We start from the raw sequence: 12,287 nt of genomic DNA, 5'->3' as shown, positions 1-12,287 counted from the left end.
GGGACTAACCCGCCCTTCACCCGGCGGCCATGTCACCAAACACAATGTTTTAGGCTGTGTGGGTTTGCGGTGGGGGGGGGGTCCCGGCCCCGACCACGGCCTGGGCCGTGGTCGGCAAGACACCCCCCAGGGGCCGGCCAAGCCCTCACACGAGGGCGCGGACCACCGGTGGGACCCGGGGTTCGGCTTCCTGGACGAAGGACAAAGGAGTCGCGGGTGTCCAGCTCCGACATCTTCATCGGCGAGACCATCGGTACCGCCGTGCTCATCCTGCTCGGCGGCGGTGTCTGTGCCGCCGTCACGCTCAAGCACTCGAAGGCGCAGAACGCCGGCTGGGTCGCCATCACCTTCGGGTGGGGCTTCGCGGTACTGACCGGCGCGTATCTCGCCGGCGGCGTGTCGGGGGCTCATCTCAACCCGGCCGTCACCATCGGCCTGGCCATCGAGGGCGGCACCGAGTGGAGCGACGTACCGCTCTACCTCGCCTCCGAACTGCTCGGCGCGATGATCGGCGCGGTGCTGGTCTGGCTCACCTACTACGGGCAGTTCCGGGCGCATCTGACCGACCCGGAGATCCTGCGCGCCCATTCGGGTGAGGAGGGCATGGTCGACCAGGCCGCGGCCCCCGAGGCGGGACCGGTCCTCGGCGTCTTCTCGACGGGCCCCGAGATCCGGAACGCGGTGCAGAACGTCCTCACCGAGGTCATCGCCACGGTCGTGCTGGTCCTGGCCATCCTCACCCAGGGCCTCAACGCCGACGGCAACGGGCTCGGCACGCTGGGCGCGCTGATCACCGCCCTGGTCGTCGTCGGCATCGGCCTGTCGCTCGGCGGGCCGACGGGCTACGCGATCAACCCGGTCCGCGACCTCGGTCCGCGTATCGTGCACGCGCTGCTTCCGCTGCCGAACAAGGGCGGCTCCGACTGGGGCTACGCATGGGTCCCCGTCGTCGGCCCGCTGATCGGCGGCGCACTCGCGGGCGGCCTCTACAACCTCGCGTTCGCCTAGGCCGTGTCCGCCCTCACACCACACCGCACAGACCTCCGGGAGCACACCGTGACCGACGCACACACCACCGGCAGCCACGGCGCCGGGCCGTTCATCGCGGCCATCGACCAAGGCACGACCTCCAGCCGCTGCATCGTCTTCGACAAGGACGGGCGGATCGTCTCCGTCGACCAGAAGGAGCACGAGCAGATCTTTCCCAAGCCCGGCTGGGTCGAACACGACGCGGCCGAAATCTGGGCGAACGTCCAGGAAGTCGTCGCCGGGGCGATCTCCAAGGCGGGCATCACCGCCGCCGACGTCAAGGCGATCGGCATCACCAACCAGCGCGAGACGACCCTGCTGTGGGACAAGAACACCGGTGAGCCCGTCCACAACGCCATCGTCTGGCAGGACACCCGTACGGACGCGCTCTGCAAGGAGCTCGGGCGCAACGTCGGCCCGGACCGCTTCCGCCGCGAGACCGGGCTGCCGCTCTCCTCGTACTTCGCCGGGCCCAAGGCGCGCTGGCTGCTCGACCACGTCGAGGGGCTGCGCGAGCGGGCCGAGCGCGGCGACATCCTCTTCGGCACGATGGACTCCTGGGTCATCTGGAACCTGACCGGCGGCACCGACGGCGGCGTCCACGTCACCGACGTCACCAACGCCTCGCGGACCCTCCTGATGAACCTGCACACCATGCAGTGGGACGAGAAGATCTGTTCGTCCATCGGCGTGCCCATGGCCGTGCTGCCCGAGATCCGGTCCTCCTCCGAGGTCTACGGCACCACCAAGGGCGGCGTGCTCGACGGGGTGCCGGTGGCCTCCGCGCTGGGCGACCAGCAGGCGGCGCTGTTCGGCCAGACCTGCTTCTCCGAGGGCGAGGCCAAGTCCACGTACGGCACCGGCACCTTCATGCTGATCAACACCGGCGACACGCCCGTCAACTCCTACAACGGGCTGCTGACGACCGTCGGTTACCGGATCGGCGACCAGAAGGCGGTGTACGCCCTGGAGGGGTCGATCGCCGTCACCGGTTCGCTGGTCCAGTGGATGCGCGACCAGATGGGGCTGATCCAGTCCGCCGCCGAGATCGAGACCCTGGCCTCCTCGGTGGAGGACAACGGCGGCGCGTACTTCGTGCCCGCGTTCTCCGGCCTCTTCGCCCCGTACTGGCGCCCCGACGCACGCGGTGTCATCGCCGGTCTCACCCGCTACGTCACCAAGGCGCACATCGCCCGTGCCGTGCTTGAGGCCACCGCCTGGCAGACGCGTGAGATCAGCGACGCCATGACCAAGGACTCCGGCGTCGAGCTGACCGCGCTGAAGGTCGACGGCGGCATGACCTCCAACAACCTGCTGATGCAGACGCTCGCCGACTTCCTGGACGCGCCCGTGGTGCGGCCGATGGTCGCCGAGACCACCTGCCTCGGCGCCGCCTACGCCGCCGGCCTGGCCGTCGGCTTCTGGCCGGACACCGACGCGCTGCGCGCCAACTGGCGCCGCGCCGCCGAGTGGACCCCCCGCATGGACGCGGACACCCGCGCCCGCGAGTACAAGAGCTGGCTCAAGGCCGTGGAACGCACCATGGGCTGGCTGGACGACGAGGAGTAGAGAACATGACCACCCTGCAGAGCGTCCCCGCACTCGGGACGCGTCCGGCCTCCGGCTCACTTCCGAGCCGTGCCGAGACCCGGGAGCAGCTCTCCAAGGCGACGTACGACCTCCTGGTGATCGGCGGCGGCATCCTGGGCATCTCCACCGCCTGGCACGCCGCGCAGTCCGGACTGCGGGTGGCCCTGGTGGACGCCGGCGACTTCGCCGGCGCCACCTCCTCCGCCTCCTCCAAGCTGCTGCACGGCGGTCTGCGCTACCTCCAGACCGGTGCGGTGAAGCTGGTGGCGGAGAACCACTTCGAGCGCCGTGCGGTCTCCCGCCAGGTCGCCCCGCACCTGGCCAACCCGCTCACCTTCTACCTGCCGGTCTACAAGGGCGGGCCGCACGGCGCGGCGAAGCTCGGCGCGGGTGTCTTCGCCTACTCGGCGCTGTCCGCCTTCGGCGACGGTGTCGGCCATGTGATCAGCCCGGCGCGGGCGGCGCGCGATGTGCCGGAGCTGCGTACCGAGAACCTGCGGGCGGTCGCGGTCTACGGCGACGACCAGATGAACGACGCGCGGATGGCGCTGATGACGGTGCGCGCGGCCGTGGACGCGGGCGCGGTGGTCCTCAACCACGCGGCGGTGACCGGGCTGCGGTTCACCCGGGGCCGGGTGACGGGCGCGGAGCTGCGGGACTCCATGGACGGTACGGAGTTCGGGGTGACCGCCCGGCTGGTGCTGAACGCGACCGGGCCGTGGGTGGACCACCTGCGGAAGATGGAGGACCCGAACGCGGCGCCCTCCATACGCCTGTCCAAGGGCGCCCACCTGGTGCTGAAGCGGACCCGGCCGTGGAAGGCCGCGCTGGCCACGCCGATCGACAAGTACCGCATCACGTTCGCCCTGCCCTGGGAGGACATGCTGCTGCTGGGCACGACGGACGAGGAGTACGAGGGCGACCCGGCGGATGTCGCGGTGACCGAGAAGGACACCGCGCAGATCCTGGACGAGGCCGCGTTCTCGGTACGCGACCAGCAGCTCTCCCGGGACCTGATCACGTACTCCTTCGCCGGTCTGCGGGTGCTGCCCGGCGGGCCCGGCGACACCTCGAAGGCCAAGCGCGAGACGGTCGTGACGGAGGGCCGGGGCGGGATGCTGTCGGTGGCCGGCGGCAAGTGGACGACCTTCCGCCACATCGGCCGTACGGTGATGAACAAGCTCGCCGCGCTGCCCGGGCACCCGCTGGCGGAGGACATGGAACCGATGTCCCGGCTGCCCAGGAAGCTGCCGCTGCCCGGGATCGCCAGCCCGAACGCGGTGGCGCACCGGCTGCTGGTTGACGGCGGGACGCCCGGTCCCCGGATGGCCGCCGACACCGCACGCCATCTGGCCACGCACTACGGTTCGCTGGCCTTCGACATCGCGCGGATGGCCAACGAGGACCCGGCGCTGGCCGAGCGGATCCACCCGGACGCGCCGGAGGTCTGGGCGCAGGTCGCCTACGCCCGGGACCACGAGTGGGCCGAGACGGCGGACGACGTGCTGCGGCGGCGGACGACGCTGACGATCCGGGGCCTGGCGACCGACGAGGTGCGGGCCGGGGTGGAGAAGGTGCTCGGCGAGCGGCGGGGCTGAGCGCGGACGGGCCGGGCGGCCGGCGGACCGCGAGGCGGTCCGACGGTCGTACCGGCCTTCGTCGTGGCCGCATAATAGGGGCGATACATCGGATGTCTGGAGGTCGCCCATGGCTGTCACCGACGAGGCCATCGAGAAGATCAAGGGAATGATCGTCTCGGGTGCGCTACGGCCCGGCGATCGTCTCCCCAAGGAGAGCGAACTCGCCTCGGAGCTGGGGCTTTCCCGCAACTCGCTGCGGGAGGCGGTGCGCGCCCTGTCGCTGATCCGCATTCTCGACGTCCGCCAGGGCGACGGCACGTACGTGACGAGCCTGGACCCCCAGCTGCTGCTCGAAGCGCTGAGCTTCGTCGTGGACTTCCACCGGGACGACACCGTGCTGGAGTTCCTGGCGGTGCGCCGGATCCTGGAGCCCGCCGCGACCGCGATGGCGGCGGGCCGGATCGGCGAGGAGGAGCTGGACGCGCTGAGCGCGCAGCTCGACGCGCTGGGCGAACATCCGTCGGTGGAGGAGCTGGTCGCCTGTGACCTGGACTTCCACCGGGGCATCGTCCAGGCGTCCGGGAACTCGGTGCTCTGCTCGCTGCTGGACGGGCTCTCGGGGCCGACGACGCGGGCGCGGGTATGGCGTGGGCTGACGCAGGAGGACGCGGTGAGCCGGACGCTGCATGAGCACCGGGCGATTCTGGGGGCGCTGCGGGACCGGGACGCGGAGGCTGCGCGGGCGTGGGCCACGGTGCATGTGGCGAGTGTGGAGCAGTGGCTGCGGTCTACGTTGTGACCGCTTCGGGGCTCTGCCCCGGACCCCGCTCCTCAAACGCCGGAGGGGCTTGAAAGACGCCGGACGGGCCGAAGAAGCCCGTCCGGCGCTTGAGGACCAAAGGGTTCAGTCCTGCTTCTCGCCGCTCGCGAAGCGGGAGATGACCAGGGCGACGATGATGATCGCGCCGTTCAGGAACTGGTTCCAGAGGGCCGGGACGCCGCCCAGGGTCATGACGTTGACGACGAGTTGGAGCGTCAGTACGCCGGTGAGGGCGCCGAAGAGCGTGCCGCGGCCGCCCTTGAGGCTGATGCCGCCGATCACCGCGGCGGCGAACACCTGGAAGATCCAGCCGTCGCCCTGGGTGGCCGCGACCGCACCGTAGTGGCCGGTGTAGAGGATGCCGGCGAAGGCCGCGAGCAGGCCGCCGATGGCGAGGACGGTCCAGGTGACGCGGTCGACGCGGATGCCGGCCGCGCGGGCCGCTTCCGGGTTGCCGCCGATCGCGTACAGCGCGCGTCCGTGGCGCAGCCAGGCGAGCGCCGCGCCGCCGGCCGCGAAGAGGACCAGGCAGATCCAGACGGCGGCCGGGACCCCGAACCACTCGCTCTTGCCGAGGTAGCGGAAGGACTCCGGCACATCGGTGATGGACTTGCCCTCGGTGATGCCGATGTGGAGGCCGCGCAGCATCGTGAGCATGCCGAGCGTGGCGATGAAGCCGTTGACCCGGAGCTTCAGCATCAGGAAGCCGTTCACGGCGCCGACCGCCAGCCCGACCAGCAGGCAGAGCGGGATCGCGGACCAGGAGGGGAGCACCCCGAGGCCGGCGAAGCGGCCGCCGTCCGGGGGCAGCACCAGCCACATGGCGACGACCGGCGCGATGCCGATCGTGGACTCAAGCGAGAGGTCCATCCGGCCGCAGATGAGGATCAGCGCCTGGCCGAGGACGAGCAGGCTCAGCTCGGAGGACTGCTGGACGACGCTGATCAGGTTGTCGGAGGTCAGGAAGACCGGCGAGACGATGAAGCCGATCAGCATCAGCACCAGGATCACCGGCACCAGCGAGAAGTCGCTCCACCGGATCAGCTTGAGCCTGCTCAGCGGGGTGTCCCCGGCCGGGGAGCCCTTCACCTTCAGCGCCGTGTCGACGTCCTCGGCCGCGGACGGCCGTACCGTGCCGGTCATTCCCTCTCCCCCACACCTTCCATGGCGGCGACGAGCTCCCCGTCGGTCCACCCGCTGTCGAACGTTGCGACGACCCGCCCGTGGAAGAGGGCGAGAACCCGGTCGCAGACCCGCAGGTCGTCCAGTTCGTCCGAGACGACGACGGCCGCGTTGCCCGCGTCGGCGACCCGGCGTACGACTCCGAGGAGCGCGTCCTTCGACTTGACGTCCACGCCCGCCGTGGGCCGGACCGCCACGAGCACGCTGGGGTCGCGGGCCAGCGCGCGGGCGACGACGACCTTCTGCTGGTTGCCGCCGGAGAGCCCGGAGACGGGCTGCTCGGGGCCCTGGGTCTTGATGTCCAGCGAGTCGATCATGGACCGGGCGAACTGCCTGGTGCGGGAGGGCAGCACGGTCCCCCAGGGGCCGAGCTGGTCGGCGACCGTCAGCGTGGCGTTCTCCGCGACGCTGCGCTCCGGGACGAGGCCCTGGTCGTGCCGGTCCTCCGGGATGTAGCCGATCCCGGCGGCCAGCGCGTCCGGCACGCTGCCCGCCCGTACGGCCCTGCCCCGCACCCGGACCGTGCCGCCGCCCGCCCTGCGCATGCCGGCCAGCACCTCGCCGACGGCGGTGTTGCCGCTGGCGGCGGCGCCCGCCAGGCCCAGCACCTCGCCGGGGCGCACCTGGAGGTCGAGGGGCTCGAACCGGCCCGCGAGGCTCAGCCGTTCGGTGCTCAGGACGGGTTCCGCGGAGGGGTCGGGCGCCGTGTCACCGGCCGCGTGCCAGGCGGTGGCACCGGCCGCCCGCTCGCCGGTCATGGCGGCGACCAGGTCCTCCTTGCCGACCTCGGCGACGGGCGCGGTCAGGACGTGGCGGGCGTCGCGGTAGACGGTGACCGCGGTGCACAGCTCGTACACCTCCTGGAGGTGGTGCGAGATGAAGAGGAACGCCACGCCCTGGGCCTGGAGTTCGCGGAGCTTGGCGAAGAGCCGCGCGATGCCCCGGGCGTCGAGCTGGGCGGTCGGCTCGTCCAGGACGATGAGCCGGGCGCCGAAGGACAGGGCGCGGGCGATCTCCACGAACTGCCGCTGCTCGACCGCGAGATCGCGCGCCCTGGTGTCCGGGTCGACCTCGACGCCGTACGCGGCGAGCAGCCGTTCGGCCCGCTTGCGCAGCCTGCCCCAGCTGATCCAGCGGGCGTTCTCCTCGAACCGGTTGAGGAAGAGGTTCTCGGCGACGGTGAGGTCGGGGACGACCATGGACTTCTGGTAGACGCAGGCGACCCTGGACTGCCAGGCCGTGGTGTCCCCGAAGGCGGGGGCGGGCTCGCCGCCGAAGGTGACGGTGCCGGCGTCCGCCTTGTGGAGGCCGGTGAGGACGCCGACCAGCGTCGATTTGCCGGCGCCGTTGCGGCCGACGAGCGCGTGGGACTCGCCGGGCCGCACGGTCAGCTTCACGCCGTCGAGCGCCACGGTCGGCCCGAAGCGCTTGACGACGCCTTCCGCCTGTACGGCGGGTGGTGGTGCGGCCTGGTGCATGGCTACTTCTTCTCCAGCTGGTTGGCCCACAGCTTCGGGTCGTCCACGTTCTCCTTGGTCACCAGGGGCGCGGGGAGCTGGTCCTCGTAGCCGTTGGGGATCTTGATGATCGTGGAGTCGTGGTCGGTGGGGCCCTCCTTGAAGGTCTTGCCGTCGAGGGCCGCCTTCGCGTAGTACAGCGCGTACTTCGCGTACAGGTCGGCGGGCTGCGAGATGGTGGCGTCGATCTTCCCGGCCCGGATGGCGTCGAACTCCTCCGGGATGCCGTCGTTGGAGATGATGGTGATGTGGCCCTCCGTACCGGCGGGCTTGAGCAGTTTCTTCTGCTCCAGGAGCGCCAGGGTGGGCTGCAGGAAGACGCCGCCGGCCTGCATGTAGATGCCGTTGATGTCGGGGTGGGCGGCCAGCGTGGACTGGAGCTTCGCGGAGGCGACGTCGCCCTTCCAGTCGGTGGCCAGCTCGAACACCTCGATGCCCGGGTAGTCCTTGTCCATGCACGCCTTGAACGCCTCGGAGCGGTCGCGGCCGTTGATGGAGGACAGGTCGCCCTGGAACTCGGCCACCTTGCCCTTGCCCTTCAGCTGCTCCCCGAGGTACTTGCAGGCGTTGGTGCCGTACGCCTTGTTGTCGGCGCGCACCACCATGTAGATGTCGCCCTTGTCCGGGCGGGTGTCGACGCTGACGACGGGGATCTTCTTCTCGTTGAGCGTGTTGAGCGATTCGGCTATCGCACCGGTGTCCTGCGGGGCCATCACGACGGCCTTGGCGCCCTGGTCGGTGAAGGTCTGGACGTTGGCGACGAGCTTGCCGATGTCGTTCTGCGAGTTGGTCAGCGGGAGCGCGGAGACCTCGCCGGCCTTGACGCCCTTCTTGATGTAGTTCTGGTACGAGTTCCAGAAGTCGCTGTCGCTGCGCGGCAGGTCGATGCCGACCTTGCCGCTGCCCGCGCCGCCGTCCGACGATTCGCGGTTGCAGCCCGCGAGGGCGGTGACGGCCAGCAGTACGGCACAGGCTGCCGCACTCGTCGTACGCACTCTCATTGGTGTCCCGTTCCTGTGTGGGGTCGCGGCTCGGACCCGGGTGGGCGTGGCGAAGGTGCGGGTTCAGCTGCCGGCGGGGCGCAGGCGCAGGCCCTGCATCCCGCCGTCGACGGCCAGGGCCGCGCCCGTCACGGAAGCCGCGGCGGGGCTCGCGAGGTAGACGATCGCGGCGGCCACCTCGTCGGCGGAGACCAGCCGGCCCAGCGGCTGCCGGGCGTTCAGCGCGGCGCGTTCGGCGACCGGGTCCTCCGCCTGGTCGAGGAGGCGGCCGACCCACGGCGTGTCGGCGGTGCCGGGGTTGACGCAGTTGACGCGGACGCCCTCACGGACGTGGTCGGCGGCCATGGCGAGGGTGAGCGCGAGGACGGCGCCCTTGCTCGCGCTGTACAGGGCGCGCTGGGGCAGCCCGGCGGTCGCGGCGATGGAACAGGTGTGCGTGATGGATACGGCTCCGGGGCGCTCGGCAGTCGCGCGGCGCAGGTGCGGCAGGGCGTGCCGGGCGGCGCGGACCATGCCGAGGACGTTGATGTCGAGGACCCGGGCCCACTCGGCGTCGTCGTTGTCCGTGACGGTGCCGATGGCGCCGATGCCCGCGTTGGACACGAGGGTGTGCAGGGAGCCCATGGCGGCGGCTGCCCGGTCCACCCCGGCACGCACGGCGGCGTCGTCGGTGACGTCGGCCTCGACGGCGAGGGCACCCCGGGGCGCTCCGGAGGTGTCGCGGTCGAGGACGGCGACCTGGGCTCCGCGCTCCAGGAGCAGGGTGGTGACGGCGGCCCCGATACCGGAGGCGCCGCCGGTCACCAGGGCGTTCATCCCCTCGAAGTCGCGTGTGCCGGTCATCGGCTCTCCTCCTTGTCGTGGCGCCGGGCCTGCCAGACGGGGCCCTGCGGGTAGCGGTGTGCGGCGATGGACTCGGGGCGCATCCTGGCCGAGAAGCCGGGGGCCTCCGGGGCGGTGTAGCGGCCGTTCTGGATGACGGTGGGGTCGGTGAAGTGCTCGTGGAGGTGGTCGACGTACTCGATCACCCGGTCCTCGCGGGTGCCGGAGACGGCCACGTAGTCGAACATCGAGAGGTGCTGGACGAGTTCGCAGAGCCCGACGCCGCCCGCGTGCGGGCAGACCGGGACGCCGTACTTGGCGGCGAGCAGCAGGATCGCCAGGTTCTCGTTGACACCGGCGACGCGTGCGGCGTCGATCTGGACGAAGTCGACGGCCCCGGCCTGGAGGAGCTGCTTGAACACGACCCGGTTGGCGACGTGTTCGCCGGTGGCGACCTTGACCGGCTGTCCGGCGCGGACGGCGGCGTGGCCGAGTACGTCGTCGGGGCTGGTGGGCTCCTCGATCCAGTGCGGGTCGTACGGGGCGAGCGCGGTCATCCAGGCGACGGCGTCGGCGACGTCCCAGCGCTGGTTGGCGTCCACGGCGATCCGGACGCCGGGTCCGACGGCCTCACGGGCGAGCGCCATGCGGCGGACGTCGTCCTCGACCCGGCCGCCGACCTTGAGCTTGATCTGGGTGAAGCCGTCGGCGACGGCCTGTTTGGCGAGCCGGACCAGCTTGTCGTCGGAGTAGCCGAGCCAGCCGGGCGAGGTGGTGTACGCGGGGTAGCCCTCGGCGCGCAGCCGGGCGGCGCGTTCGGCGCGCCCCGGTTCGGCGGCGCGCAGGATGGCCAGCGCCTCGTCGGGGGTGAGGGCGTCGGTGAGGTAGCGGAAGTCCACGAGGGAGACCAGCTCCTCCGGGGTCATCCCGGCCAGGAACTGCCAGACGGGTCTGCCCGCCAGCTTGGCCGCCAGGTCCCAGGCGGCGTTGACCACCGCCCCGGCCGCCATGTGCATCACGCCCTTCTCGGGGCCCAGCCAGCGGAGCTGCGAGTCGTGCGTGAGGTCCCGGTACAGGGCGCCGAGCGCGTCCGCCGTCCGGGGCACGGGGCGCCCGGTCAGATAGGGGCGCAGTGCCTCGATCGCGGCGGCCATGATCTCGTTGCCGCGGCCGATGGTGAAGCAGAAGCCATGGCCCTCGACGGGCTCGCCGTCCGCGTCGGCGGCGTCGGTGCGCAGGACGACGTAGGCGGCCGAGTAGTCGGGGTCGGGGTTCATGGCGTCCGAGCCGTCCAGTTGCTCCGAGGTCGGAAAACGGATGTCGTGGACCTCGAAATCCGTGACGGTCTGACTCATGCGCGCCCCCCGGGGAAATAACATCGGACCTCTGTTCCGGTCATCCGATGTATAGCCGCCTCTGAGGGCGCAAGTCCAGAGAGAAGCGTGAATTTCCACTGACAGCTCGGATGTATCCGGGGTGCGCTGCCGCTTCGGGCGGCCGCCCGGTCGTACACGGGGGCTGCGGTCCGGGAGGCCGCAGGCCGTAAGGTTGGTCCGTACGCAAGGGAACTTCGGAAGGAGGCTGGGGTGATCGAGCTCGAGGGCGTGCCCGAGCTGATCGACCCGGTCATGGTGGCCGCGTTCGAGGGGTGGAACGACGCCGGTGACGCCGCCTCCACAGCGGTCGCGCATCTGGACCGGGAGTGGAAGGGCGAGGTGTTCGCGGCGCTGGACGCCGAGGACTACTACGACTTCCAGGTCAACCGCCCGACGGTGTGGCTGGACAACGGGGTACGCAAGATCACCTGGCCGACGACCCGGCTCTCCGTGGTCCGCGTCGGCGGGGACAAGCCGCGCGATCTCGTGCTGGTCCGGGGCATCGAACCGTCCATGCGCTGGCGTTCGTTCTGCAACGAACTCCTGGGCTTCGCGCACGAACTGGGCGTCGAGATGGTGGTGGTGCTCGGTGCGCTGCTCGGCGACACCCCGCACACCCGCCCGGTCCCGGTCAGCGGGGTGACGTCCGACCCGGACCTGGCCCGCACCATGGACCTGGAGGAGACCAGGTACGAGGGCCCGACCGGCATCGTCGGCATCCTGCAGGAAGCGTGCACGCATGCCGGGGTGCCCGCGGTGAGCCTGTGGGCGGCGGTGCCGCACTACGTGTCGCAGCCGCCCAACCCCAAGGCGACGCTGGCCCTGCTGAACCGCCTGGAGGACCTGCTCGGGCTGCGCATCCCGCTCGGCGAACTGCCGGAGGACGCGCGCGCCTGGCAGCTCGGGGTCGACCAACTGGCCGCCGAGGACACCGAGGTGGCCGAGTACGTGCAGACCCTTGAGGAGGCGCGGGACACCGCCGAGCTGCCCGAGGCGAGCGGCGAAGCCATCGCCCGCGAGTTCGAGCGCTATCTGCGGCGCCGCGAACCGGGCTCCGGACAGCCGCCCGGCGGCCACGCCACGGAGAGCGGCGACGCGACGTACCTCCGGGACACGTCGAGCGGCCGGACGAGACCGCCCAAGCCGGGGCCCGGCCAGCCGGGCGGTCCGGCCCAACCGGAGGGGCCTGGCCGACCGGGCCGTCCGGGGGCGGGCCGGCCACCTGCCGACGGGCCGGGCGACCCGGCCTCGGACGCGGACGGCGGCCCGGCCGGGGCGCACGACGACGAGCCGGACAGTGACGGCCCGGACGGCGGCGGGTCCGACGGCCCCCCGTCGCAGGACTGAGCGCGGCACGGAGCCGGGCGGGT

10 protein-coding genes are annotated in these 12,287 nt (G+C 71.5%); 5 read left to right on the top strand and 5 right to left on the bottom strand.

Annotated features, from left to right (window positions below; translation table 11 throughout):
• Positions 1 to 216 precede the first annotated feature (216 nt).
• From ACZ6C6_RS23070 to ACZ6C6_RS23055, 4 genes are all read left to right on the top strand, one after another.
• Complete coding sequence (locus tag ACZ6C6_RS23070; protein ID WP_469205157.1) at positions 217 to 1,008, top strand: MIP/aquaporin family protein; 792 nt, start codon at positions 217 to 219, stop codon at positions 1,006 to 1,008.
• A 48-nt stretch (positions 1,009 to 1,056) separates the two neighbouring features.
• The gene (glpK, locus tag ACZ6C6_RS23065) at positions 1,057 to 2,598 is read left to right on the top strand and encodes a glycerol kinase GlpK (protein WP_469205156.1); all 1,542 of its coding nucleotides are present in this window, start codon (positions 1,057 to 1,059) and stop codon (positions 2,596 to 2,598) included.
• 5 nt (positions 2,599 to 2,603) lie between these two features.
• Positions 2,604 to 4,217 (top strand): glycerol-3-phosphate dehydrogenase/oxidase, encoded by a 1,614-nt coding sequence (locus tag ACZ6C6_RS23060; RefSeq protein WP_469205155.1) that lies wholly within the window; start codon positions 2,604 to 2,606, stop codon positions 4,215 to 4,217.
• 109 nt (positions 4,218 to 4,326) lie between these two features.
• Positions 4,327 to 4,998, top strand: coding sequence for a FadR/GntR family transcriptional regulator (locus tag ACZ6C6_RS23055; protein WP_469205154.1), 672 nt, complete (start codon positions 4,327 to 4,329; stop codon positions 4,996 to 4,998).
• Between the two features lie 105 nt (positions 4,999 to 5,103).
• Here ACZ6C6_RS23055 and ACZ6C6_RS23050 read toward each other — a convergent pair whose 3' ends face one another.
• From ACZ6C6_RS23050 to ACZ6C6_RS23030, 5 genes are all read right to left on the bottom strand, one after another.
• Positions 5,104 to 6,162 (bottom strand): ABC transporter permease, encoded by a 1,059-nt coding sequence (locus tag ACZ6C6_RS23050; RefSeq protein ID WP_469205153.1) that lies wholly within the window; start codon positions 6,160 to 6,162, stop codon positions 5,104 to 5,106.
• Positions 6,159 to 7,679: a sugar ABC transporter ATP-binding protein gene (locus tag ACZ6C6_RS23045; RefSeq protein ID WP_469205152.1), complete on the bottom strand. Its 1,521-nt coding sequence runs from the start codon at positions 7,677 to 7,679 to the stop codon at positions 6,159 to 6,161. Before ACZ6C6_RS23045 ends, ACZ6C6_RS23050 begins: the two co-directional genes overlap by 4 nt.
• Before the next feature lie 2 nt (positions 7,680 to 7,681).
• Positions 7,682 to 8,719 (bottom strand): sugar ABC transporter substrate-binding protein, encoded by a 1,038-nt coding sequence (locus ACZ6C6_RS23040; protein ID WP_469205151.1) that lies wholly within the window; start codon positions 8,717 to 8,719, stop codon positions 7,682 to 7,684.
• Positions 8,720 to 8,782: 63 nt separating this feature from the next.
• Positions 8,783 to 9,562 (bottom strand): SDR family NAD(P)-dependent oxidoreductase, encoded by a 780-nt coding sequence (locus tag ACZ6C6_RS23035; RefSeq protein WP_469205150.1) that lies wholly within the window; start codon positions 9,560 to 9,562, stop codon positions 8,783 to 8,785.
• On the bottom strand, positions 9,559 to 10,896 hold the full coding sequence (locus tag ACZ6C6_RS23030) for an enolase C-terminal domain-like protein (RefSeq protein WP_469205149.1): 1,338 nt from the start codon (positions 10,894 to 10,896) through the stop codon (positions 9,559 to 9,561). The genes ACZ6C6_RS23035 and ACZ6C6_RS23030 overlap by 4 nt, the downstream gene beginning before the upstream one ends.
• 231 nt (positions 10,897 to 11,127) lie before the next feature.
• On the opposite strand from ACZ6C6_RS23030, the gene ACZ6C6_RS23025 reads away from it, so the two are divergent.
• Positions 11,128 to 12,264, top strand: coding sequence for a PAC2 family protein (locus ACZ6C6_RS23025; protein WP_469205148.1), 1,137 nt, complete (start codon positions 11,128 to 11,130; stop codon positions 12,262 to 12,264).
• Positions 12,265 to 12,287: the final 23 nt, after the last annotated feature.

Source organism: Streptomyces sp. NPDC041814, from assembly GCF_055590565.1.
The sequence above is the reverse complement of the archived record's forward strand: the minus strand, read 5'-3'. Positions and strand labels throughout refer to the sequence as shown.

Excerpts from the sequence above, each read along its gene's own strand:
- ACZ6C6_RS23060 (WP_469205155.1), top strand. The coding sequence starts at position 2,604 with ATGACCACCCTGCAGAGCGTCCCCGCACTCGGGACGCGTCCGGCCTCC.
- ACZ6C6_RS23055 (WP_469205154.1), top strand. The coding sequence starts at position 4,327 with ATGGCTGTCACCGACGAGGCCATCGAGAAGATCAAGGGAATGATCGTC.
- ACZ6C6_RS23050 (WP_469205153.1), bottom strand. The coding sequence starts at position 6,162 with ATGACCGGCACGGTACGGCCGTCCGCGGCCGAGGACGTCGACACGGCG.
- ACZ6C6_RS23045 (WP_469205152.1), bottom strand. The coding sequence starts at position 7,679 with ATGCACCAGGCCGCACCACCACCCGCCGTACAGGCGGAAGGCGTCGTC.
- ACZ6C6_RS23040 (WP_469205151.1), bottom strand. The coding sequence starts at position 8,719 with ATGAGAGTGCGTACGACGAGTGCGGCAGCCTGTGCCGTACTGCTGGCC.
- ACZ6C6_RS23035 (WP_469205150.1), bottom strand. The coding sequence starts at position 9,562 with ATGACCGGCACACGCGACTTCGAGGGGATGAACGCCCTGGTGACCGGC.
- ACZ6C6_RS23030 (WP_469205149.1), bottom strand. The coding sequence starts at position 10,896 with ATGAGTCAGACCGTCACGGATTTCGAGGTCCACGACATCCGTTTTCCG.